The organism is Pseudomonas atagonensis (assembly GCF_011369485.1).
Lineage (GTDB): Bacteria > Pseudomonadota > Gammaproteobacteria > Pseudomonadales > Pseudomonadaceae > Aquipseudomonas > Aquipseudomonas atagonensis.
The window spans coordinates 35,482-58,034 of sequence record NZ_VXCA01000049.1 but is presented as its reverse complement, the minus strand read 5'-3'; the positions used below and the strand labels follow the sequence as shown (position 1 = coordinate 58,034).

At 60.1% G+C, this 22,553-nt stretch carries 18 protein-coding genes and 1 pseudogene; 3 read left to right on the top strand and 16 right to left on the bottom strand.

What is annotated here, in order from left to right; genetic code table 11:
- Nucleotides 1–354: 354 nt before the first annotated feature.
- Nucleotides 355–1,446, top strand: coding sequence for a DUF1615 domain-containing protein (locus F2P67_RS27025; protein ID WP_166226205.1), 1,092 nt, complete (start codon nucleotides 355–357; stop codon nucleotides 1,444–1,446).
- Nucleotides 1,447–1,520: 74 nt separating this feature from the next.
- On the opposite strand, the pseudogene F2P67_RS27020 reads toward F2P67_RS27025, so the two are convergent.
- The 12 genes and pseudogenes from F2P67_RS27020 to F2P67_RS26965 all read right to left on the bottom strand — a co-directional run.
- Nucleotides 1,521–1,763, bottom strand: a pseudogene (locus F2P67_RS27020) (hypothetical protein); the annotation flags it as partial.
- Between the two features lie 133 nt (nucleotides 1,764–1,896).
- Nucleotides 1,897–2,589, bottom strand: a complete 693-nt coding sequence (locus tag F2P67_RS27015) for an anti-sigma factor (RefSeq protein WP_166226199.1) — start codon at nucleotides 2,587–2,589, stop codon at nucleotides 1,897–1,899.
- Nucleotides 2,586–3,122: a sigma-70 family RNA polymerase sigma factor gene (locus tag F2P67_RS27010; RefSeq protein WP_166226196.1), complete on the bottom strand. Its 537-nt coding sequence runs from the start codon at nucleotides 3,120–3,122 to the stop codon at nucleotides 2,586–2,588. The genes F2P67_RS27015 and F2P67_RS27010 overlap by 4 nt, the downstream gene beginning before the upstream one ends.
- 220 nt (nucleotides 3,123–3,342) lie before the next feature.
- Nucleotides 3,343–3,864 (bottom strand): DUF3455 domain-containing protein, encoded by a 522-nt coding sequence (locus F2P67_RS27005; RefSeq protein ID WP_166226193.1) that lies wholly within the window; start codon nucleotides 3,862–3,864, stop codon nucleotides 3,343–3,345.
- Between the two features lie 165 nt (nucleotides 3,865–4,029).
- Nucleotides 4,030–5,664, bottom strand: a complete 1,635-nt coding sequence (locus F2P67_RS27000; protein WP_166226190.1) for an ABC transporter ATP-binding protein — start codon at nucleotides 5,662–5,664, stop codon at nucleotides 4,030–4,032.
- Nucleotides 5,665–5,678: 14 nt separating this feature from the next.
- Nucleotides 5,679–6,701, bottom strand: coding sequence for an ABC transporter permease (locus F2P67_RS26995; RefSeq protein WP_166226187.1), 1,023 nt, complete (start codon nucleotides 6,699–6,701; stop codon nucleotides 5,679–5,681).
- On the bottom strand, nucleotides 6,701–7,765 hold the full coding sequence (locus F2P67_RS26990) for a microcin C ABC transporter permease YejB (protein ID WP_166226184.1): 1,065 nt from the start codon (nucleotides 7,763–7,765) through the stop codon (nucleotides 6,701–6,703). Before F2P67_RS26990 ends, F2P67_RS26995 begins: the two co-directional genes overlap by 1 nt.
- A 1-nt stretch (nucleotide 7,766) precedes the next feature.
- Entirely contained in the window at nucleotides 7,767–9,632 is a 1,866-nt protein-coding gene (locus F2P67_RS26985) for an extracellular solute-binding protein (RefSeq protein WP_166226181.1), read from the bottom strand.
- 167 nt (nucleotides 9,633–9,799) lie between these two features.
- Nucleotides 9,800–12,511, bottom strand: coding sequence for a TonB-dependent receptor (locus F2P67_RS26980; protein WP_166226178.1), 2,712 nt, complete (start codon nucleotides 12,509–12,511; stop codon nucleotides 9,800–9,802).
- 204 nt (nucleotides 12,512–12,715) lie between these two features.
- Nucleotides 12,716–13,117: an ExbD/TolR family protein gene (locus F2P67_RS26975; RefSeq protein WP_166226175.1), complete on the bottom strand. Its 402-nt coding sequence runs from the start codon at nucleotides 13,115–13,117 to the stop codon at nucleotides 12,716–12,718.
- On the bottom strand, nucleotides 13,117–13,803 hold the full coding sequence (locus F2P67_RS26970) for a MotA/TolQ/ExbB proton channel family protein (RefSeq protein WP_425511033.1): 687 nt from the start codon (nucleotides 13,801–13,803) through the stop codon (nucleotides 13,117–13,119). The genes F2P67_RS26975 and F2P67_RS26970 overlap by 1 nt, the downstream gene beginning before the upstream one ends.
- Before the next feature lie 66 nt (nucleotides 13,804–13,869).
- Nucleotides 13,870–14,697 carry an energy transducer TonB gene (locus tag F2P67_RS26965; protein WP_166226170.1) on the bottom strand — a complete coding sequence of 276 codons (828 nt, stop codon included), beginning with the start codon at nucleotides 14,695–14,697 and terminating at the stop codon, nucleotides 13,870–13,872.
- Nucleotides 14,698–15,806: 1,109 nt separating this feature from the next.
- On the opposite strand from F2P67_RS26965, the gene F2P67_RS26960 reads away from it, so the two are divergent.
- Entirely contained in the window at nucleotides 15,807–16,430 is a 624-nt protein-coding gene (locus F2P67_RS26960) for a glutathione S-transferase N-terminal domain-containing protein (RefSeq protein WP_166226167.1), read from the top strand.
- Nucleotides 16,431–16,557: 127 nt separating this feature from the next.
- On the opposite strand, the gene F2P67_RS26955 is transcribed toward F2P67_RS26960, so the two are convergent.
- On the bottom strand, nucleotides 16,558–16,998 hold the full coding sequence (locus F2P67_RS26955) for a CBS domain-containing protein (protein WP_103306656.1): 441 nt from the start codon (nucleotides 16,996–16,998) through the stop codon (nucleotides 16,558–16,560).
- A 405-nt stretch (nucleotides 16,999–17,403) separates the two neighbouring features.
- Here F2P67_RS26955 and F2P67_RS26950 point away from each other — a divergent pair, with 405 nt between their 5' ends.
- Nucleotides 17,404–19,764: a DNA polymerase II gene (locus tag F2P67_RS26950; protein ID WP_166226164.1), complete on the top strand. Its 2,361-nt coding sequence runs from the start codon at nucleotides 17,404–17,406 to the stop codon at nucleotides 19,762–19,764.
- On the opposite strand, the gene F2P67_RS26945 is transcribed toward F2P67_RS26950, so the two are convergent.
- From F2P67_RS26945 to F2P67_RS26935, 3 genes are all read right to left on the bottom strand, one after another.
- A complete protein-coding gene (locus tag F2P67_RS26945; protein WP_166226161.1) occupies nucleotides 19,729–20,199 on the bottom strand; it encodes a DUF1810 domain-containing protein in 471 nt (156 codons plus the stop codon). The two genes, F2P67_RS26950 and F2P67_RS26945, sit on opposite strands and share 36 nt — an antisense overlap.
- 25 nt (nucleotides 20,200–20,224) lie before the next feature.
- Complete coding sequence (locus tag F2P67_RS26940) at nucleotides 20,225–21,046, bottom strand: aldo/keto reductase (RefSeq protein WP_166226158.1); 822 nt, start codon at nucleotides 21,044–21,046, stop codon at nucleotides 20,225–20,227.
- Between the two features lie 131 nt (nucleotides 21,047–21,177).
- Nucleotides 21,178–22,326 (bottom strand): aldose epimerase family protein, encoded by a 1,149-nt coding sequence (locus F2P67_RS26935; protein WP_166226155.1) that lies wholly within the window; start codon nucleotides 22,324–22,326, stop codon nucleotides 21,178–21,180.
- Between the last annotated feature and the right edge of the window lie 227 nt (nucleotides 22,327–22,553).

Genomic DNA, 22,553 nt, shown 5'->3' with positions numbered 1-22,553 from the left:
TTTTGTACCTGGAGGCGCACGGCCGATGAGAAAAAGTAAGGGCGGCGCGGGAACTCCTTGCGCAAATGCGACTCCAGGTGCAAATGATAGATTTTCTCAGTAACGTTTTGCAATCAGTTTGTTATCACTGGCTGAAACCTAAGTCAGAGGGCGGACTTGGAGGTGACGGGATGTATCTGTGCGAGGGGATTTATCCCCGATGGACTGCGCAGCAGTCCCCTTGGAAATCAAAAGTGGGGCCGCTTCGCGCCCCATCGGGGATAAATCCCCTCGCCATAAGGTCTGTGAAAGTCTGGCTTGTGAAATCCCATTGATCGTATGGTGAACCCGGCTCAACGGACTGGATGGAGCAACATGCACGCCCCTCGATTACTGATTACCCTCGCCGCGTTGCTGGTGCTGGCCGGTTGCGCCGGTCAGCGCAGCAGCGAGCCTGCACCCCGTGCCCCCGCCGAAGTGAAGGCCGAGATCGTGCGGCTGATGCCCGCGAAAACCGCCGACCGCCAAGGCTGGGCCACGGATATCTATGCCGCGTTCGCCGCACAGAACATCAGCCCGACGACACAGAATCTCTGCTCGGTGCTTGCTGTGGCCGAACAGGAATCCACCTTTCAGGCCGACCCGACAGTTCCCGGCCTTGGCAAAATCGCCCGTGACGAAATCGACCGTCGCGCCGCCAAAGTGCATATTCCCAGCCTGCTGGTCAGCGGCGCTCTGCAAGTGCGTTCGACCAATGGCAAAACCTACAGCGAACGCCTGGGTGCGGCGCGCAGTGAAAAAGAGTTGAGTGCGATTTTCGACGACTTCATTGGTCGGGTGCCGATGGGCCGGACGTTGTTCGGTGGCTTCAACCCGGTGCACACCGGCGGGCCGATGCAGGTCAGCATCGAATTTGCCGAACAGCACGCCAAGGATTACCCGTACCCGGTGGACGGCACGATTCGCCATGAGGTGTTCAGCCGCCGTGGCGGCATGTATTTCGGTATCGCGCATCTGCTCGGTTATCCGGTCAGCTATCGCGAACCGCTGTACCGCTTCGCCGACTTCAATGCCGGTTGGTACGCGAGCCGCAATGCGGCGTTTCAGAATGCGGTGAGCCGTGCTTCGGGCATTCCGCTGGCGCTCGACGGTGATTTGATTCGCTACGACTCGATCATGCCCGGTACCACCGAACTCGCGGTACGCACCCTCGGCAAGTCGTTGGGCATGCGCAACCCGACCATTCGCGATCAATTGGAAAAGGGCAAAACCCTGGAGTTCGAAGAGACCAGTCTCTATCAACGGGTATTCGAATTGGCGGAGAAAGCGGAGGGGAAAAAGCTGCCGCGTGCGGTGTTGCCGGGGATCGTGCTGCAGAGCCCGAAAATCACCCGAACACTCACCACGGCGTGGTTTGCCAAACGCGTGGATGAACGTTACAAACGCTGCATGGCCAAGGGCGGCTGAATCAGGCAGACGTAAAAAACCCGGCTGACGGCAGCCGGGTTTCTCTGGGTTGTTGCGGTAACGCCATTCATTCAGGCGACGCGACGTTCGATCAGACGATCCGAACCACCTTCAGCGACGCGACGTTCGATCAGACGATCCGAACCACCTTCAGCGACGCGGCGTTCGATAAGACGATCCGAACCACCTTCAGCCACACGGCTTTCGATCAGTTTGTCGGAACCGCCTTCAGCGATCATGGTGTGGGCCGGGGTAGCGGCGAAAGCGTTGATTGCGAAAACCGAAAAAGCGATGCCGAGGATGGTTTGGCGTTTCATGATGGTGTGCTCCGGGGGTGTTGTTGGTTGGTGTGGAGCCGATGTTACGCCCGGGATTTTTTATGAGAACTTCATTGATGTAATGGTGAACATCGACGCCAATGATGATTGCCGCAAGCCCCGCGTCAGAGCCTTACATCACCTTCACCGCGCGCCCGATCGCCTGAATCGGCCCGGTCGGTTTGCCGATCGGCGAGCCGTTGGCGCCCTCCAGCGTCAGCTCGAACAGCTGATTGGGTTGCAGCGGCGGTAACTTGTCCAGCGGCACTGACAGCGCTTGCCCCGGCTTGACCAGACCCAATGACACCGGGCCTTGCCAGCCGTCAGCCTTGGTCCAGAACTCCAGCGCCTTGTCCGCTGGCACCTCGACCACACCCAATGGAATCAACTGTATCTCTCGCGCATTGCTGGCCTGAATTACCCAGCCCGGCGCCTTATCCTGCGGCGCGACCAGCACCACCAGATAATTCGGTTTCGGCGTGGTCTGGGTCAGCAGGATCGAGCCCAATACCAATGTCGCGGCCAACCCTGCAGCACTTAAACCGCGCCATAGCGGCAGCAGATTCCACCATGAAGTGGCTGGCGCCTTTTGTGTGAGGCGTTCAACGCTGCGCTCGATCCGCTGCCATAACTGCGTCGACGGTTGTTGTGGCGCGGCGAAATCCGTCAGCTCCAGCAGCCGCCGTTCCCAGGCATCCACGGCTGCGCGCAGCTGCGGCTCTTGCGCCAGGCGTTTCTGTACCTCGATGCGCTGTTCGGCCGAGAGCGTGCCGAGCACGTATTCGCCAGCCAGTTCATCGCGTTCCTGCGCCGATTCGGTGGTCATCCCATGCACTCCCGCAACGCGTTGAGGCTGCGCTTGATCCAGGCTTTGACGGTGCCCAGCGGCGTGTCGAGGCGAGCGGATATCTGCGCGTGACTGTAGCCGTCGACGTAGGCGTGAAGGATGCAGCGCCGGCGTTGCGCATCGAGCTGTTCGAGGCAGCGATGGATGCGTGCCGAATGCGCATGGGCCTCGAAGGCATCATCGTCGTGCGCGGGCACTTCATGTTCTTCGCTGAACGGCGTTTCCCGACCCTGATCACGCAGCAGGTTCAGTGCCAGATGCCGGGTCACGCTGAACATCCAGCCACGCGCCGAACCGCGCGCCGGGTCAAACCCGGCGGCGCCGTTCCAGATCTTGATGAAGGCCTCATGCACGATGTCCTCCGCCAGCGCCGTGTCACGCACCAGACGCTTGGCCACGCCGAGCAGGCGCGGGCCTTCCTGCACGTACAAATCGCGCAGAGCCGAGCGCTCGCCGCGGGCACAGGCGGCGAGACGGGCTTCATAGTCGAACACGGTTTCAGGCAATGACATGTCGTGCAATCTAGCTCACATTCCGCAAACATCCAGACAACCAGAATTTCCTTGTAGGCAGCCCTGTGAATTGCACGTTTGGGTTCCCTTCTGGATTGCCTTTGTGGGAGGGGGCTTGCTCCCGAAGGCAGTGTGTCAGCCAGCATCCCTTTCACTGACACACCGAATTCGGGAGCAAGCCCCCTCCCACAGTAGCCGAATATTGTGTGAGCCTGTGACCTCAGTTCGCCGCCCAGAAAATATAATCGGCCTGATACTTCACCACTTCCTGCTTGCCCTTGTTTGCGACCGTGCATTCGCTTGCCGGTGCCACGCCGCCCTTGAGTGCAACGCGCTGGATGTAGCTCACGCCGCTCATTGCGCCTTTGCCCTCGGCCGGGTTGGCCTTGACCAGTTGATAAGGCAGATTGCCCGGACTCGACGGTGCCACGGCCAGTTGCGTGCCGGTGATTTTCGAACCGTCCTTGGCCTGCCAAGTGGCCGGCGGGCCGAAGTAGGTGCCGACCTGTTTGCCGCTGCGATCATTGAGCACGGCTTTGGGGCCGACGAACGTCCATTCGGTCTGTCCGGCCGCATTGGGCTTGTCGCGGCATTCGTAAGTGATCTCACCGACCCCGGTGGTTTCCATCGCGACCTTGTGGCCATCCGGGACTTTGATGCTATCGGGCAGACCGCTTTGAGCGAACGCCGAGGAGGTGGCTGCGAGCAAACCGGTGAGGCAGATCAGCTTAGTGATGTTCATCAGTTGTTTCTCCGAAAGGGTAGACCGCTGGCAGCCGAAGAGGGCTGTTACAGGGACTACCCGTGGCGGAGGCAATTGGATGCAGTACCCGAAAAATAAATTTCAAACCCGTTAATCTCCCTGTAGGAGTGAGCCTGCTCGCGATGGCGTCGTGTCAACCGACACTTATGTCACTGGAATACCGCTATCGCGAGCAGGCTCACTCCTACAGGGTTCTGGGTCGGACTTCAGGCCGGAGGCTTTCAGCAGTTCCCGGGTGTAAGGATGCTGCGGCGCTGCAAAAATGTCCCGCGATGATCCCTGCTCAACCACCTTGCCATCCTTGATCACCATCAAGTCATGCGCCAGCGCATGCACCACCGCCAGATCATGGCTGATGAACAAATACGTCAGCCCATGCTTGATCTGCAATTGTCGCAACAACTCGACCACCTGCTTCTGCACCGTGCGATCCAGCGCCGACGTCGGTTCATCGAGCAGAATCAGCGCCGGCTCCAGCACCAGCGCTCGGGCAATGGATATGCGCTGGCGCTGGCCACCGGAAAATTCGTGGGGATAACGATGGCGACTCTGCGGATCGAGGCCGACCTCCTCCAGCACGCGAATCACCGCCGCCTCGCGCTCGGCTTCAGTGCCGATGCCATGGGTCAGCAACCCTTCGGCAATTATCTGCTGCACCGACATCCGTGGGCTGAGGCTGCCGAACGGGTCCTGGAAAACCACCTGAATCTGCCGCCGCAACGGCCGCATCAAACGCTGGTTGAGCAGGCTCAGATGTTTGTTGCCGAAGCGGATATTGCCCTCCGATTCCACTAGCCGCAGGATCGCCTGACCCAGCGTCGACTTGCCTGAACCGGACTCACCGACGATTCCCAGCGTCTTGCCGCGTTGCAGGGTGAAACTGACCCCGTCCACGGCTTTGATGTAATCCTGCTGACGACTGAACAATGCCTTGGGCAACGGGAACCAGACTTTCAGGTCATCGACTTCCAGCAGGTTGTGATCGTACTGACTGGCCACCGGTGCGCCGCTCGGTTCGGCCTCGATCAGCAAGCGGCTGTACGGATGCTGCGGCGCACGGAACAGCGTTTCGCAATCGGCCTGTTCGACGATCTCGCCATGACGCATCACGCAGACTCGCTGAGCGATGCGCCGCACCAGATTGAGGTCATGGCTGATCAACAACAGCGACATGCCGAGACGTTGCTGCAACTCGATCAGCAGTTCGAGAATTTTCTGCTGCACCGTGACATCCAGCGCGGTGGTTGGCTCGTCGGCGATCAACAGCTCGGGCTCGTTGGCCAGCGCCATGGCGATCATCACTCGTTGCCGCTGGCCACCGGAGAGCTGGTGCGGATAGGCTTTCAAGCGCTGCAGCGGTTGGCGAATGCCGACCAGTTCCAGCAACTCCAACGTCCGTTCGCGGGCAGCGCGCCCCTTCAAACCCTTGTGAATTTCCAGCACTTCGCTGACTTGCTTTTCTACGGTATGCAGCGGGTTCAGCGAGGTCATCGGCTCCTGGAAAATCATCGCGATGCGGTTGCCACGCAAACCGCGCATCTGCTGCTCGCTGGCCTGCAACAAGTCGACGCCGTTGTAGCTGATCGAGCCGCTGCTGCTGACGTTCTTGCCCGGCAACAAGCGCAGGATCGAATGTGCGGTCACTGACTTGCCGGAACCGGATTCACCGACCAGCGCCAGGCACTCGCCACGGCGGATGTCCAGGTTCAAACCGTGCACCACTTCCTGCCCGGCGAAGGCGACGCGCAGGTCGCGGATTTCGATCAAATGGTCTTTCATGTCAGCTCCGGGGATCAAGATCGTGGATCGAACGCATCGCGGCATGCCTCACCAATAAAAACCAACAAAGACAAAATCAGCGCCAGGGCGAAAAACGCCGTCAGCCCTAGCCACGGTGCCTGCAGATTGCGCTTGGCCTGACCGATCAACTCGCCCAGCGACGCGGTGCCGGCCGGCATGCCGAAGCCGAGAAAGTCCAGTGCAGTGAGGGTGGCGATGGCGCCAGTCAAAATGAACGGCAGGTAGGTGAGGGTGGAGGTCATCGCGTTGGGCAGAATGTGCCGGCGCATCAGTTCGCTGTCGGTCAGGCCCAGTGCCCGTGCGGCTTTGACGTATTCCAGATTGCGCCCACGGAGGAACTCGGCGCGCACCACATCGACCAGCGCCAGCCATGAGAACAGCGCCATGATCCCCAGCAACCACCAGAAGCTCGGTGAGACGAAGCCGGACAAAATGATCAGCAGGTACAGCACTGGCAAGCCTGACCAGATCTCCAGAACGCGCTGCCCGAGCAAGTCGACCCAGCCGCCGTAGTAGCCCTGCAACGCGCCGGCGACAATGCCGATCAGGGCGCTGATACCGGTCAGGATCAAGGCAAACAGAATTGAAATCCGTGTGCCGAAAATCACCCGTGCCAACACATCGCGCGCCTGATCGTCGGTGCCCAGCCAGTTGCTCGTCGAGGGCGGACTCGGCGCCGGTTCGGTAAGGTCGTAATTGACCGTGTCGTAGCTGAACGGGATCGGCGGAAACAGCATCCAGCCGCCCTGATCTTCGATCAGTGTGTGCACGTAGCTGCTGGCGTAGTCCGGTTGAAAGGGCAGCTCGCCGCCGAAATCGGTTTCCAGGTAATCGCTGAGAATCGGAAAGTAAAACGCGTCGTGATAACGGATCACCAGCGGCTTGTCGTTGGCGATCAATTCACCGCCGAGGCAGATCAGGCACAGGCCGATAAACAGCCACAACGACCAGCGACCACGTCGATTGGCTTTGAACTGCGCCACACGCCGCTGACCAAGAGGGGAGAGTGTGAACATCAGGCAGTCCTCGCCGAGAAGTCGATGCGCGGGTCGAGCAGGGTGTAGCAGAGGTCGCCGATCAACTTGATAAGCAGGCCGAACAGGGTGAACAGAAACAGCGCGCCGAACACCACCGGATAGTCCCGCGACACCGCCGCTTCGTAACTCATGCGCCCGAGACCATCGAGGTTGAAGATGGTTTCGATCAACAGCGAGCCGGCGAAAAACACCTCGATCAGCGCCGACGGCACACCCGCGACCACTAGCAGCATGGCGTTGCGAAACACATGGCCGTAGAGCACACGCCTTTCGGTCAGTCCCTTGGCCCGCGCGGTGATCACGTATTGGCGGCTGATCTCGTTGAGAAAGCTGTTTTTGGTGAGGATCGTCAATGTGGCGAAACCACCAATCACCAGTGCCGCCACTGGCAACACCAGATGCCAGAGGTAGTCGCCGACCTTGCCCAGCGTGCTGAGGCTGTCGAAGTTGTCCGAGACCAGCCCCTGCACCGGAAACCAGTTGACGTAGCTGCCACCGGCGAACACCACGATCAGCAGGATCGCGAATAGAAACGCCGGCATCGCATAACCGATGATGATCGCCGTGCTGCTCCAGATATCGAACGCGCTACCGTTCTTGATCGCTTTGCGAATGCCCAGCGGGATCGAAATCAGGTAGGTAATCAGCGTCGCCCACAGACCCAGCGACAACGATACCGGCAGCTTCTGCGCGATCAGATCGGTGACCTTGGCGCCACGAAAGAAACTGCTGCCCAGATCCAGTTGCGCGTAGTTTTTCAGCATCAGCCACAGGCGTTCATGCATGGGTTTGTCGAAGCCGTAGTGGTGCTTGATCTCCTCGATCAGCGCCGGATCCAGCCCGCGGCTGCTGCGCCCGGCGCCGCCAATCGCGGCCACCTCGCCACCGCCACCCATGCTGTGTCCGCCGAAGCCTTGCAGGCGGGCGATGGCTTGCTCCACCGGGCCACCCGGCGCGGCCTGCACAATGAGGAAATTGACCACCAGAATGCACAGCAGCGTGGGGATGATCAGCAACAGGCGTCGACTCAGGTAGCGCAACATGTCACTGGCCCCCCGCGAGTTGGCTGTGCATCTGTTGCGTGGTCAATGGCTTCGCCGAGATCTCCCACCAGGTGTTGAGGCCTTCGTCGTACGCCGGTTGCACGGGCGGCATGCCGAAGCGGTTCTGATACACCGTCGGCGTGCCTTTGGAGTAGTAGTTGGGAATCATGTAGTAACCCCATTGCAGCACCCGGTCGAGGGCGCGGGCGTAATGCACCATGGCTTCGCGGGTGTTGGCCTGCACCAACCCGTCGATCAGTTGATCGACCGCCGGATTGGCCAGCACCATCGAGTTGGAACTGCCGACTTGCGTGGCGCTTTGCGAGGCGTAGAGGCTGTACAGCTCACGCCCCGGCGAGACGATCGGATCGCCACTGCGCGGGAAACTGGTGACGATCATGTCGTAGTCCCGGGCATTCAGCCGGTTGACGTATTGCGCCGAATCGATGCGCCGTAGATTGAGGGTGATGCCGATCTGCGCGAGGGTGCGCTTGAACGGCAGCAGCATGCGGTCGAAACCGCCCTGACCGTCGAGGAAGGTGAATTCCAGCGGCTCGCCGGCAGCGTTGACCAGACGATTGTTTTTCGCTGTCCAGCCCGCCTCGGCGAGCAGCTTCAAGGCTTGCAATTGCTTGTCGCGGATGTAGCCGCTGCCATCGGTTTTCGGCGCCTCATACACCGTGGTGAATACTTCGTCGGGGATCTGCCCGCGCAACGGTTCGAGGATCTTCAGCTCTTCGGCGTCCGGGAGCGCGGTGGCGGCCATTTCACTCTTCGGCCAGAAGCTGTTCTGGCGCACGTAGAAGCCGCGCATCATCTGCTTGTTGGTCCACTCGAAATCCCACAACAGGCTGATGGCCTGACGCACACGGCGATCCTGAAAGATCGGGTTCTGCAGGTTGAACACGAAGCCTTGAGCGGCGGTGGGTTTTTCCGGGGCCAGGATCGACTGCTGCAAACGCCCGTCACGCAGCGCCGGGCTGTCGTAACCGACCACGTAACCGGAGGAAGAAAACTCGCGGTTGTAGTCAAACGCACCGGCCTGCAACAGCTGGCGGGCGACGTCGGTGTCGCCGTAGAAATTCACCGTGAGGGTATCGAAGTTGTACATGCCGCGACTGACCGGCAGGTCTTTGCCCCACCAATTCGCGTCCCGTTCGAAACTGATGCTGCGTCCGGCGTCGACCTTGCTCACCCGATACGGGCCGCTGCCCAGCGGTGGCTCAAAACCACCACCATTGGCGAAGTCGCGGGTTTTCCACCAGTGCTCGGGGACGATACGCATCGTCGCCAGATCCAGCGCTAGGGTGCGGTTGAGGTTGTTCTTGAAGGTGAAGCGCACCTGCCGAGGGCCTTCGATCAGCACGTCCTGCACATCAGCGTATTGCTGGCGATAGCTCAGGCTGCCTTTGGTCATCAGCAGGTTGAAGGTGTAGCGCACATCTTCGGCGGTGATCGGCGTGCCATCGGCGAAACGAGCCTTGAGGTTCAGGGTGAAACGCACCCACAGGCCTTGAGGATCGCGTTCCATCTGTTGCGCGACCAGCCCGTAGACGGTGTAGGGCTCGTCGAGCGAGCGAAACGCCAGGGGCGCGTACACCCAGTCGTTGATCTGCACCACGGAAATGCCCTGATCGGCATACGGCGCGATGTAGTTGTACTGGCCGATTTCCATCGACGCGCGGCTGAGCGAACCGCCCTTGGGCGCGTCAGGATCGACAAAATCGAAATGCTTGAAGTTCGCCGGATACTTCGGCGCCTCGCCGTACACCGTCATCGCGTAGCTGCCGTCGGCCAGTGCCGTTACGACGTTACAGAGCAACGCACCGCCGAACAGCAGCGCAGCCATGTTGCGCAAAAAACTCATGAGATCAATCCTCAGTCCCTGAAACAACACAGATCAAACTGTGGGAGGGGGCTTGCTCCCGAAGGCGGTGTGTCAGTCAACACATCCTTCACTGATAAGCCGTCTTCGGGAGCAAGCCCCTCCCACAGGTGGAGCATCCCCACAGGGGAGACATCTGGTGTTGTGGGTTAGAAGTGATACGTCATGCGCGCAAACAACGTACGGCCCAGCGGGTCGGTGTAGCGTGGGTCATAGCCGCTCTGGAAGTTGTAAGCCTGGTTGGAGAACGGCGGGTTGCGGTCAAACACGTTCTTCATCCCGGCATCGACATCCAGCACCTTGTTGAAGGTGTAACCGGCCGACAGATCCCACACCGAATACGACGCCACGCGTGCGTGGGTGTCGCGGTCGTAGTCGTTGTAACCGGTGGTGAAGCGGTTGGTCAGCGCCGCCCGTGCCGCGCCGAAGGTCCAGCTGCCGGTGAGGTTGTGTTTCCAGCGGGCGATCACGCCGTCACCCTTGAAGTCGCCGACCTTGTCGGTGAACGGGCCTTTGATGGTGCTCTGGAAGTCGTACTCGTCGACGTACGTGCCTTGCAGCCCCAGACCGAACTGGCCGTACGGGGTGTTCGGAAAGCGATAGTCGAGCGAGACGTCGACACCGTTGGTTTCGACGATGCCGAGGTTGGCATTCCCGGTGACGATGTAATTGAGCGTGCCATCGGCGTTGCGCACGAAGCGATCCGGGTAGCTGCCAGCCTGATCAAACACGGTGGATTCCGGGAACGGCTGGATCTGGTTGGAGATGTGAATCCACCAGAAATCCAGACCGACCGACAAGTTGCTGATCGGTTGATAAACGAAGCCCAGGGTCACGTTGCGCGCTTTCTCCGGGGCCAGGTCTTCGTTGCCGCCAATCTGGTTGAGGAACTGCTGACCGCAATCGCGCCCGCCATTGCCGCCCGGTTGCACCACGCCGCCGGTACACAGCACTGGGTCGTTGTAGTAGCCCTGGGTGTAAGTGATGCTGCGCGGCGAATACAACTCATACAACGACGGCGCGCGGAAACCTTCGCTGTACGCGCCACGCACCACCAGCTCTTTGAGTGGCTGATACCGGAACGAGTATTTCGGGTTGGTGGTGCTGCCGAAGTCGCTGTATTTGTCGTGGCGCACGGCGGCCGACAGTTCGAGGCTGTCGAGCACCGGCACGTTGATTTCGGCGTACGCGGCTTTCACGCTGCGATCACCCTCGACGCTGCCCGCCGGGTCGATGCCGAGGCTCTGGATATCGCCGGCAAACTGTTCGAAGTCCTGATGGAATTTCTCTTTGCGGTACTCGCCACCCAACGCCAGGCCGGACGGGCCGGCCCCGAACCAGTCGCCGATTTCACGGCTGATCCGCCCGTCAAAACCGGCCACGCGGCCGACAGCGGTGGAGTAGGCGCCGTGGTACGCGGCATTGTCGATGTACTGCTGGCCGGCAGCAGACTGCGGGCCGAACGGATTGAGCAAACCGCTGGCCAGACCGTTGATCATCGCCTGATCGCTGACATAACCACTGGTAACGCTGGAGACGATTTTGTTCTGGTTATACGAGGCGCCGACGTTGTAGTCCCAGCCGCCGACCAGACCATCGAAACTCAGCAAAAAGCGCTGGCTGGTGTTCTGGTCTTTCGATTCACGCGGGCCGGCGGCGGTTTCACGCCAGTTCACATCGATCGGTTGCGTCGGGTCGAGAGCGAAGTCCGTCGGTGCCGGGGTGATGCCGTTGCCAGGGTAGTAGGGCGATGACGAGTCGAGGCTCAGACCGGTCAACGGCGCCGGGCCGACGGCGGTGGCGTTGTTGTTGCGCGACCAGAAGTATTCGAGATTGACGTTGTGGTCGTCGCTGAGTTTGCCGGAGGTCTTGCCGAAGAACGAGGTCTTCTCGGTTTGTGGCACCAGGTCGATGAATTCACGGGTGCTGAAGCGGCACAGGCCATCGCGGGCGATCAGATTGGGGCCGTTGCAGTTGCTGTTGGCCAGCGGGTTGGTGGCGTTGCCGTTCTGGCTGTAGTTGCCGGGGAACGCGGTGCCGGAGGTCTGGTCGAGACCGCGTCCGGGGGCGTAGTCGGTGGCGAACGAGCGGTCGTTGGCGTCGAGATTTTGCTGCTTGTTGTAGTTGAACACGCCGAGTACGTTGAAGCGGTCTTCTTCCAGATCGCCGTAGCCCCAACTGGCACTCATGTCTTTGGTCGCACCGCCGCCGCTGTGGGTCGGGGTTTCGCCGCCGAGGGTGAGTTGGCCGTCGGTCATGGATTTCTTGGTGATGAAGTTGATCACGCCGCCGATGGCGTCGGTGCCGTACAGGGCCGAGGCGCCGTCACGCAGCACTTCCACGCGCTCGATGGCAGCGAACGGGATCATGTTCAGATCCACCGCGCCGCCGGCCGAGTTGGTGCCGGACAAGGCGTTGTTGGCCAGGCGTCGGCCGTTGAGCAGTACCAGCGTCTTGTTCGCGCCGATGCCGCGCATGTCGGCGAACGATGCACCGCCGGTGGCGGCACCGACCGAGCCGGCGCTGTTGTTGATCGACTGGCTGCCGGTGATGCGCTGCACCAGTTCGGCGGTGGTGGTCACGCCCTGTTTACGCAGCTCATCGGCCTTGAGAATGGTGATCGGCACGGCCGTCTCGGCATCGACCCGGCGAATCGCCGAACCCGTCACTTCCACCCGTTGCAGTTGCGTGGTGGGCGCAACCACCGCCGCAGCGGCCGGAGCGGCAGCGTTGTCGTCCTCGGCCGCTTGCACGGTCCCGGCGCCCATCCCCATGGCCACCAGATACAACGGAACAAAACGGTGGCGAGAAATGGTTGCCACCAAAGGTTTGAGCGTGAAGCGTGGAGTGTTCATCAGCATGGTTGTTTCCGACTTTATTAGACGTTTATCGAAATGGCCTTGTGAGCCCTCATTGCTCCGCCACCGGTGATACCGCGTGCGGAAAACCACTTTCTTCAAGCAAGCCGATCCCCTCCGAAGACGCGCGACGTTTTTCGGTCGGCAGGTTGCGACGGGATTCGATCAGCGGTGTCGGGCGTGTTTAAGGCCTGCCCGACACCGCACTCAGTGGGTGGTCATCACCGAAATCTTGCTGATACCCGAGCGCTCGATAGACGCCATGGCCTTGGCCACCTGGCCGTAATTCACCGAGGAATCGGCCTGCAACTGCACGCGCACTTCGGCGTCCTTGGCCTTGACCTCCTTGAGGCTGGCCTCCAGCGATTCCGGGGCCAGTTCGGTTTTGGCCAGATAGAACTTGCCGTCCTGATCGACGCTGACCACCACCGGATCCTTTTTCTCGGCGGGGGCGACTGCGTCGGTTTTCGGCAGGTTCACTTTGATCGCGTTGGTCATCAGCGGCGCGGTGACGATGAACACCACCAGCAGCACGAGCATCACGTCGACCAGCGGCGTGACGTTCATTTCGCTGAGCACTTCATCGCTGTCCTGAGTGGAAAAAGACATCAGCTGGCCTCCCGCACGGCGGCTGTGGTTTTGCTGGCGATGGCCTGACGGCTGATGGAAAACGCGCTGCGCGAGGCGAGGGCGTCGAAGTCGTGGGCGAAGTCGTCCATGTCCGCCGAAGCGAGTTTCAGGCGACGCAAGAAGAAGTTGTAAATCAGCACCGCCGGCACCGCGACGGCGATACCCACGCCGGTGGCGATCAGCGCGTGACCGATAGGCCCAGCGACCGCTTCAAGGCTGGCCGAACCGGTTTCGCCGATGCTTTTCAGCGCTTCCATGATTCCCCACACGGTGCCGAACAGACCAATGAACGGCGCGGTGCTGCCGATACTGGCGAGAATCGCCTGGCCATTTTCCAGCGAGCGGCGTTCCTTCTGAATCTGCTGGCGCAGGTTGCGCTCCAGCCGATCCGAGCGGTTGATGGTGTGTGCCAGTTGTTGCGTGGTGCGCGGCGAGTCTTCCACCAGCAGCGCCTCGAAACCGCTGCTGGCGATGCGCGCCAGCGAACCTGGATACTGGCTGGCGTGTTCGGCGGCGGTGAGCAGATCCGGCGCGCCCCAGAAGGCTTTGGTGAATTGTTTGTTCTGTGTTTTCTGGCGCAGGTATTGCGCCGACTTGACCAGCAGGATCGCCCAGCTGACCACGGAAAACAGCACCAGACCCCAGAGCACACCGGGGACAATCATCGAAGACAAATCGTTCATGGTTACACCTCGCTTGCGTTATTCGGTTGTGCGTTGATTGAGTGTTGGTTATTGCGGCAATTTGAAATCGATGGTCTGGGTGGCGAAGCCGTCAATCGGCGTGTCACCGCGCTTGGCCGGAATAAACTTCCAGTTCTTCACCGCCGCGACAGCCGCGTCATCCAGTTGCGGCTTGCCGCTGGACTTGGTCACGGTGACCGAGCCAGCGCGACCGTTGGCCAGCACCTGAATGCGCAACACCACGCTGCCTTCCCAGTTGCGCCGCAGCGCCAGCGACGGGTATTCCGGCGGCGGATTGCCGAGGCTGGCGAGGCCGGAAATTGCTGCTGATTCCTTCACCGGGCCTGGTGCCGCAGCCGGAGCCGGAGCCGGAGCCGGTGGCGCGCTTGGTGTGGCGGGCGCGGCAGGGGCGGCCGGTTGTGCCGGGGCGGGCGGCGCTTTCGGCGGCTCGACTTTTTTCACCGGTTTGGGTTTCTCGACCGGTTTCGGTTTCTCGATGGGCTTGGGTTTTTCCACCGGTTTCGGTGGTGGCTTGACCGCGTCCTCGTCTTCCACTGGTTGCTCGGGTTCGGGCGGTGGTGGAGGCGGCGGTGGTTCCGGCGTCGGCGGCGCGGGTGGCGTCGGGCTGGTCAGCTCGACAGTCATTTCCGGGATCTGTGGCGGCGTTGGCAGCGGTTCTGGTCGTGATTGCTGGAGAAACCACCAGGCACTGCCATGTATCAGCGCCGACACGGCCACCAACAAGACCATTTGCTGTTTGTTCAAACCACCGGGTTGTGAGGTATTGGCTTTAAAGGCCGGCCTGCCCGGTGGCGGCGGGACCGGCGCTTCCCGCAACGGCCCCGGCAGGGTTCTGTGCTTTACCGCATCGTTCATTAAAGCTCCCTCGGGTTGATGAAGGGCAATAAGCTGCCGTCCGAACATGTGGGTGATGTTCGAGTGGGTGGGTGCAACTTTCTTTGGGGTGTGCAAAAGCCGATAGTGGAACTATCCGGTTAATTAGGCTTGTGCAAACTTAATGGCTTAGCGCCATCGACTTCGTGTGTTCATCAGCCATTCCCTGGTGTTCTTCTATTGCCTGAGACCGCTATGGGTGTCTCATACCTGTTACACATAGCAACGGCTGTGCCAGATATTGCTGAAATGTAGAGTTGTTATTTCATCAGTGTTACCCATGTCGCATTTATATAAGTTTTAACGTTGTTGCCATTTTCTCTAGAGCACGGATCCCCGTTACTCCGTTTGGCGGAGCTTTCTTAAAGGCGAGTCAGGCTGGGCGCACTATCCGGCTGATTGACGGAATAGAGCGGCGGCTTGGCTTGCGGCCAGGGCACTTGCTGGTGCGCGGCGGGCTGAATTGGTGCAGGTCAATGTTTTAGCGGATCACGAGGCATATTCCTTGTTCTTGTTTAAATGAAATCAATGTCTGGAGTGTTGAGCGATTCAAGTCGGTGGAACAGTTTTGGTGCACTTGCAAAGAGGCGGGAAGTTATTGTTCGACAATCCTGTTGCCGTTCAATCAATCTGCGTTTGCGCAAATAAACTCTCGACTCATATTTAAAAATTAAATAGCACGCAACCATCGGCTAATAACTCATTACCGAAGGCAGTGCGCTGTCGTGATGTCAGGTAATAAAGTAATTGCGAAGGCCGCCGGGATTGTTCAGATGAACCCGGCGTTGTGCACGAATGAGTAAATAGAGGGTAGTGCGGCAAAGCGATTGAAGATTCACGCGGTGAACTCCTTGTTGCCAGCTCGGATACACGAACTTTTGATTCGGTATCGCACCTTACAAGAACGCGGATAGCGTCCGATGATTGCTCTTGGTGCGGGATGGGCACCGTGAGCGCTGTTTGCGAGGGTTGAATTCGCAAGTCGCGGATGCATGGGAAAAGCGTGCCAAAACCGATACACACGCAGATTTTTTCTACACTGGGCCCTCCGCCATCTACCCTTGGCAGAGGCTTTATTCGGGGGATCGGCTATGTACCAGCTCTACGGGCACAGAAATTCAGGCGCAGCCGCGATTGAAGCGGCGCTGGAGTTGTGCCAGATCGCTTATCGCTTCATTGATATCGAGGCCAGTGCCGAGGCGGCTGAAGCGTTGGCCAAGCTCAATCCGATGAAACAGATCCCGACCCTGCAGTTGCCCGACGGCAGTGCAATCACCGAGAGTGCGGCGATCCTGATTCATCTGGGACTGACGTTTCCCAAGTCCGGTTTGCTGCCGGCGCAGGCTGCCGCTCGCGATCAGGCGATTCGCGGTCTGATCTACATTGTCAGCAACTGCTACGCCGCCATCGGCGTTGTCGATTATCCCGAGCGCTGGCTGGTGATGCCTGACGAAGCGTCGCGACAGAACCTGATGGCCGGCGCGCGGGAGCGCTTGCACTGGAGTTGGGAGGTGTTCGCCGACGAGTTCTCCGGCGAGTTGTACCTGGACGACGAAACACCCGGAGCGCTGGATGTACTGGCGGCCGTGGTGACGCGCTGGGCCGGGAGCCGCGAGCATTTGCGTCAGGCGCGACCGGGTTTCTATGCGTGGTTGCAGCGGATTGACCGGCATCCCGTGCTGGCGCCGGTCTTCGCCCGGCATTGGCCAGCCTGAACAACGCAAAACAAATGTGGGAGCGGGCTTGCTCGCGAATGCGCTGTATCAGTCCAGACATCTCTGACTGACAGACCGTATTCGCGAGCAAGCCCGCTCCCACAGGAGATTTTTGCTGTGTCGGGGGTTACTCCCCGCGAATGTACTGCTCCAGCTGCTTGATCAGCTCAGCCTGTTCGGCAATCGCTTCCTTGACCAGGTCACCAATCGACAACAAGCCGATCAACTTGCCGTTCTCCACCACCGGCAAGTGGCGCAGGCGTTTGTCGGACATGATGCCCAGGCAGGTGTCGACGGTCTGGTGGGTATCCACGGTGATCACGTTCGCCACCATGATGTCGCGAACCGGCGTACCGACCGAAGAGCGGCCATGCAGCACCAGTTTGCGCGCGTAATCGCGTTCGCTGATGATGCCGACCACTTCGTCGTTTTCCACCACCAGCAAGGCGCCGACGTTTTTCTCGGCCATCTTCATCAGCGCTTCGAGCACCATGTGATCAGGTTTGATCTGGTGCACTTCCTGATTTTTCTGATCTTTGAGCTTGAGCAGTTGGGCGACGGTCTTCATGGCGGTTACTCAGGTGTTGTCGTTGTTATCCAAGCATCGTAGACGCAAGCGCGCAGGGCAAGGTGGCAAAGCGGCAGATAGCACGCAAAAAACGTCATTTCCAAAAAAAACGCCCATCACCCGGTGAAAGATGACCTGTGGCGAGGGGATAAATCCTCGTTGGGTTGCGAAGCAGCCCCAGAACCATTCGACACGGTGTATCAGTAAAACCCGGTTGTCTCTTTTTGGGCCTGCTGCGCAGGCCAACGGGGATAAATCCCCTCGCCACAGATAAATCCCCTCGCCACAGATAAATCCTCTCATTACAGATAAGTCCTTCCACCACAAAGTATTCCAAACTGAAAACGCGGGCGATGAAGGGGCAGCGTAGAATGCCCCTCTGTTTCAATTCCTGAGGTCGCAGTGGTGGATTTACAGCAGGGCTTCGTCCTGACGCGACATTGGCGCGATACGCCGGCGGGCACTGAAGTCGAGTTCTGGCTGGCGACGGACGCCGGGCCGCGTCGTGTGCGCTTGCCGCATCAGCCGTCGGTGGCGTTTATCCCTGCCGGGCAGCGTGAAGCGGCCGAACGCCTGCTGCATGACGAAAAGAACGTCGAACTGCGCCCGTTGGCCCTGCAGGATTTCCAACATCGCCCGGTGCTCGGCCTGTATTGCCAGCAACACGGCCAGTTGATGCGTCTGGAAACCGCGCTCAACCGCGCCGGCGTCGATGTCTTCGAAGCGGACGTACGCCCGCCGGAACGCTACCTGATGGAGCGTTTCATCACCGCGCCGGTACTGTTCAACGGCACTGCCGATACCGACGGCGTTTTGCTCAACGCCCAATTGAAACCCGATGCCAAGTACCGACCCGTACTGCGTCTGGTCTCGCTCGACATCGAGACCACCGAAACCGGCGAGTTGTATTCCATTGCTCTGGAGGGCTGCGGTCAGCGCCAGGTGTACATGCTCGGCGCGCCGAACGGCGATGCCAGCATTGTCGACTTCGACCTCGAATACTGCGACTCGCGCACCGTCATTCTTAAGAGGCTCAACGACTGGTTTGCGCTGCACGACCCCGACGCGATCATCGGCTGGAACGTCGTGCAGTTCGATCTGCGTATCCTCCACGAACACGCGCGACGTCTCGGCGTGCCACTGAAAATCGGCCGCGGCGGCGAAGAAATGCAGTGGCGCGAACACGGCAGTCGCAACCACTACTTCGCCTCGGCGGCGGGGCGGCTGATCATCGATGGCATCGAATCCCTGCGCTCGGCAACGTGGAGTTTCCCTTCGTTCAGCCTTGAGAACGTCGCGCAGACCCTGCTCGGCGAAGGCAAGTCCATCGACAATCCGTACCAGCGCATGGACGAAATCAACCGCATGTTCGCCGAGGACAAACCGGCGCTGGCCAAGTACAACCTCAAGGACTGCGAATTGGTCACACGGATCTTCGCCAAGACCGAACTGCTGACCTTTTTGCTCGAACGCGCCAGCGTAACCGGCCTGCCGGCGGATCGCAGCGGTGGCTCGGTGGCGGCTTTCACCCATTTGTACATGCCGCTGATGCACCGGCAGGGTTTCGTCGCGCCGAACCTGGGCACCAACCCGCCGCAGGCCAGCCCCGGTGGTTTCGTCATGGACTCGCAACCGGGCCTCTACGAATCGGTGCTGGTGCTCGATTACAAGAGTCTGTATCCGTCGATCATCCGCACCTTTCTGATCGATCCGGTGGGGCTGATCGAAGGTTTGCAGCACCCGGACGATGCCGAGTCAGTGCCGGGTTTCCGGGGCGCACGTTTCTCGCGCAGCAGGCATTGCCTGCCAGCCATCGTCTCGCGAGTCGCCGAGGGGCGCGAGACGGCCAAGCGCGAGCACAACGCGCCGCTGTCGCAGGCGCTGAAAATCATCATGAATGCCTTTTACGGCGTGCTCGGCTCCAGCGGTTGCCGCTTCTTCGATACGCGCCTGGCGTCGTCGATCACCCTGCGTGGCCACGAGATCATGCTGCGCACGCGCAAGCTGATCGAAGAGCAGGGCCATGCAGTGATCTACGGCGATACCGACTCGACCTTCGTCTGGCTGCGTCGCCCCCACGGGCAGGAAGAAGCGGCGAACATCGGCCATGCGCTGGTCAAGCACGTCAACGACTGGTGGCGCGAGCATGTGCGCGAAGAATACGGGCTGGAAAGTGCCCTCGAATTGCAGTTTGAAATTCACTACAAGCGCTTTCTGATGCCGACCATTCGTGGCGCGGAAGAGGGCAGCAAGAAGCGCTACGCCGGGCTGGTCACCCGCGCCGACGGCAATGATGAAATGGTCTACAAAGGCCTGGAAACCGTGCGCACCGACTGGTCGCTGCTGGCCCGCCAGTTCCAGCAGGAGCTTTACGAAAGGATCTTCCAGCGCAAGCCCTATCAGGATTATGTGCGTGACTACGTGCGCAAGACCTTGGCCGGTGAATTCGATGATCGACTGGTCTATCGCAAACGCCTGCGCCGCACCCTCGACGACTACGAACGCAACGTGCCGCCACACGTGCGCGCGGCGCGACTGGCCGACGATTACAACGCGCAGCACGGGCGCCCACGGCAATACCAGAACGGCGGATGGATCAGCTACGTCATTACCCTGGCCGGACCCGAGCCGCTGGAGGTGCGCCGCGCCGCCATCGATTACGACCACTACATCACCCGGCAACTGCAACCGGTGGCGGACGCGATCCTGCCGTTTGTCGACGACGACTTCTCAACCCTGATCGGGGGGCAACTGGGCCTGTTTTGAGTCGAGCAGTTGCAGCGTCCACTCATCGAGGATGCCGTGGAAGTAGCGCTCCAGCGCCTGATTGAACAGGCTGTCTTCATCGGCGAACTGGGCGAACAGGGTCATCGAAGAATGGAATTTCAGGTCATCGGGATGGCCGAAAATCTCGGCAATCGAGCGTTGCTGCACATTCAACACCAGTTGCGTGCAGGTGCGCAGCCGCGCGCCGAGCAATGGATGATCCAGATAAGCGCGGCTTTCATCGGCCGAGCCGATGGCGAAGCGTCGGGACATTTCGCTGCCGCCCAGCCCGGCGAGCTGCGGGAAGACAAACCACATCCAGTGGCTGCGTTTGCGGCCTTCGTCGAGTTCGCGCTGGACCCGTTCGAACACCGGGTCCTGAGCCTGGATGAAACGTTGCAGATTGAAGGGGTCGTGCTGATCCGTGCTTCTCATTGCGAAGCCCTCGCCAGTCGGCGGCTCAGACCATGGCCAGCCGCTGCTTGCGTTGTGGCGCTTGAAACGCCTGGTCCAGCGCCGTCAGATCCCCGGCATCCAGTTGCAGCTGCGCCGCTTGTGCATTGAGTTGCACGTGTTCGGGGCGCACAGCCTTGGGAATCGCAATCACCCCATCCTGACGCAGAATCCACGCCAGCGAAACCTGTGCGGGAGTGACGCCATGACGAATGGCAATCTGATTCAGCAGCGGTTCAGCCAGCATCGCACCGCCCTGGCCAATCGGGCAGTACGCCATCAGCGGCATGCGCTGGTGTTGGCACCACGGCAGGAGGTCGAATTCGATGCCGCGCTCTTCCAGGTTGTAGAGCACCTGATTGGTCGCGCAGGCTGAGCTTGAGAGTTCTTCGAGGTCATCGACGTCGAAGTTCGACACACCCCAACGGCCGATCTTGCCGTCCTCGCGCAGGCGTTCAAACGCTTCGACGGTTTCCTCCAGCGGATACTGGCCGCGCCAATGCAACAGATAAAGGTCGATGTAGTCGGTATCGAGCCGGCGCAGGCTGCGCTCGCAAGCCTGCGGGATGCCCTTGCGACTGGCGTTGTGCGGGTAGACCTTGCTGACCAGAAACACCTGATCGCGAATGCCGGAAATGGCTTCGCCGACGACTGTTTCGGCACCGCCCTCGGCGTACATCTCTGCCGTATCGATCAGGGTCATGCCCAGCTCGATACCCGTGCGCAACGCGGCAACTTCACGTTTGTGCGCCGAGCGGTCTTCGCCCATGCGCCAAGTGCCCTGACCGATGACTGGAACCTGCACGCCGGCCAATTCGAGGGTACGCATTCAAACCTCCTATCTGAAAGTGTCGATACCTTTAGTGGGCAGCAGGATAGCCCAGGGGTTCCGAAAGCTTCCAGATGAGAGGCTGATCGTTACCACGCGGAGCGTGGGAACAATCAGCTACAGCGGGCAGGTTATTTTGCGGAGAACTTGAGTATCACGCTGTGGGCATAGGTCTGCCCCGGATCGAGGCGGGTGCTGGGGAACGCTGGCTGATTCGGCGAATCAGGATAGTGCTGGGTTTCCAGGGTGAACGCGCCCCAGTGCGGATACACCTTGCCACCCTTGCCCTTGACCGTGCCGTCGAGGAAATTGCTGGTGTAGAACTGCACCCCCGGCTCCGTGGTGAACAGCTGCAGATGCCGACCGGTCTGCGGATCACTGACCTCGGTGGCGACTTTGCCGATATCCCCCTTTGTATCCAGCACCCAGTTGAAATCGAAGCCACCCTGTTTCGGTTCGGCGAACTTCAACTGCGGATGATCAGCCTTGATGTGCGTGCCGATCGCGGTGGGGCGGGTGAAATCCATCGGCGTGCCGGCGACGGGTGCCAGTTCACCGGTCGGGATCAGTTTGGCGGTGACCGGGGTGTAATGGCTGGCGTGCAGGGTGGCGACCTGTTTGAGCACGTCGCCATTGCCGGCGCCGGCGAGGTTGAAGTAGCTGTGGTTGGTCAGGTTGAGCACGGTCGGTTTGTCGGTGCTGGCCTTGTAGTCGATGCGCAGTTCGTTGTTGTCGGTGAGGCGATAAGTCACCTCGGTGGTGAGATTGCCGGGGAAACCCATTTCGCCGTCCGCCGACAGATAGGTCAGGGTGACGCCGACCGAATCCTTGTCCCTGGTTTCCTGCGCTTTCCAGACTTTCTTGTCGAAGCCCAGCGTGCCGCCGTGCAGCGCGTTGGTTTTGTCGTTCCGCGGCACTTGGTAGCGCTTGCCGTCGAGTTCGAACGCACCTTCGGCGAGGCGATTGCCGAAGCGGCCGATGGTCGCGCCGAAGTAGGCGGTGCCTTTCTGGTAGCCCTGGACATCATCGAAGCCGAGTACGACGTCGTCGAATTTGCCGTGCTTGTCCGCCACTTTCAGCGATTGCAGGGTCGCGCCGTAGGTGATGACGGTCGCTTGCATGCCGTGGCTGTTGCGCAGGATGTATTGCTCGACGGCGGTGCCGTCGTTGGTTTTGCCGAAGGCTTTGTGTTCGGCGCTGAGGCCCGCCGCATTGGCAGAAAGGGTGGCGATCATCAGGGACAGTCCGAGGCCGGAGAGCAGGTGACGGGATTGAAGCATGGTTGACCTTCCTTTTTGTTGTTGTTTTCAAATCGGATTAATAGTCATGCTAATTGAGCTGCGAGTGAAAATTTATAGCGGATTAAACGTTTATTGCAAAAATAAAGTCCGACTAAATCAATGAGGGCATAGCGCCGAAGGTCGGGAAACGGCGTCGGCACTGCACTTTTTTGCAATCGACGGCTCTATCCATGGCCAGGATGCGGTGACTCCCGCCGCACAGGAAT

What these genes read in the sequence shown, in the direction of transcription:
- F2P67_RS27025 (WP_166226205.1), top strand. Translation starts at nt 355, where the DNA reads ATGCACGCCCCTCGATTACTGATTACCCTCGCCGCGTTGCTGGTGCTG.
- F2P67_RS26980 (WP_166226178.1), bottom strand. Translation starts at nt 12,511, where the DNA reads ATGCTGATGAACACTCCACGCTTCACGCTCAAACCTTTGGTGGCAACC.
- F2P67_RS26945 (WP_166226161.1), bottom strand. Translation starts at nt 20,199, where the DNA reads ATGAGAAGCACGGATCAGCACGACCCCTTCAATCTGCAACGTTTCATC.
- F2P67_RS26965 (WP_166226170.1), bottom strand. Translation starts at nt 14,697, where the DNA reads ATGAACGATGCGGTAAAGCACAGAACCCTGCCGGGGCCGTTGCGGGAA.
- F2P67_RS26960 (WP_166226167.1), top strand. Translation starts at nt 15,807, where the DNA reads ATGTACCAGCTCTACGGGCACAGAAATTCAGGCGCAGCCGCGATTGAA.
- F2P67_RS26990 (WP_166226184.1), bottom strand. Translation starts at nt 7,765, where the DNA reads ATGTTGCGCTACCTGAGTCGACGCCTGTTGCTGATCATCCCCACGCTG.
- F2P67_RS26970 (WP_425511033.1), bottom strand. Translation starts at nt 13,803, where the DNA reads ATGATTGTCCCCGGTGTGCTCTGGGGTCTGGTGCTGTTTTCCGTGGTC.
- F2P67_RS27000 (WP_166226190.1), bottom strand. Translation starts at nt 5,664, where the DNA reads ATGAAAGACCATTTGATCGAAATCCGCGACCTGCGCGTCGCCTTCGCC.
- F2P67_RS26935 (WP_166226155.1), bottom strand. Translation starts at nt 22,326, where the DNA reads ATGCTTCAATCCCGTCACCTGCTCTCCGGCCTCGGACTGTCCCTGATG.
- F2P67_RS27005 (WP_166226193.1), bottom strand. Translation starts at nt 3,864, where the DNA reads ATGAACATCACTAAGCTGATCTGCCTCACCGGTTTGCTCGCAGCCACC.
- F2P67_RS27010 (WP_166226196.1), bottom strand. Translation starts at nt 3,122, where the DNA reads ATGTCATTGCCTGAAACCGTGTTCGACTATGAAGCCCGTCTCGCCGCC.
- F2P67_RS26995 (WP_166226187.1), bottom strand. Translation starts at nt 6,701, where the DNA reads ATGTTCACACTCTCCCCTCTTGGTCAGCGGCGTGTGGCGCAGTTCAAA.
- F2P67_RS26940 (WP_166226158.1), bottom strand. Translation starts at nt 21,046, where the DNA reads ATGCGTACCCTCGAATTGGCCGGCGTGCAGGTTCCAGTCATCGGTCAG.
- F2P67_RS26975 (WP_166226175.1), bottom strand. Translation starts at nt 13,117, where the DNA reads ATGTCTTTTTCCACTCAGGACAGCGATGAAGTGCTCAGCGAAATGAAC.
- F2P67_RS26985 (WP_166226181.1), bottom strand. Translation starts at nt 9,632, where the DNA reads ATGAGTTTTTTGCGCAACATGGCTGCGCTGCTGTTCGGCGGTGCGTTG.
- F2P67_RS26955 (WP_103306656.1), bottom strand. Translation starts at nt 16,998, where the DNA reads ATGAAGACCGTCGCCCAACTGCTCAAGCTCAAAGATCAGAAAAATCAG.
- F2P67_RS27015 (WP_166226199.1), bottom strand. Translation starts at nt 2,589, where the DNA reads ATGACCACCGAATCGGCGCAGGAACGCGATGAACTGGCTGGCGAATAC.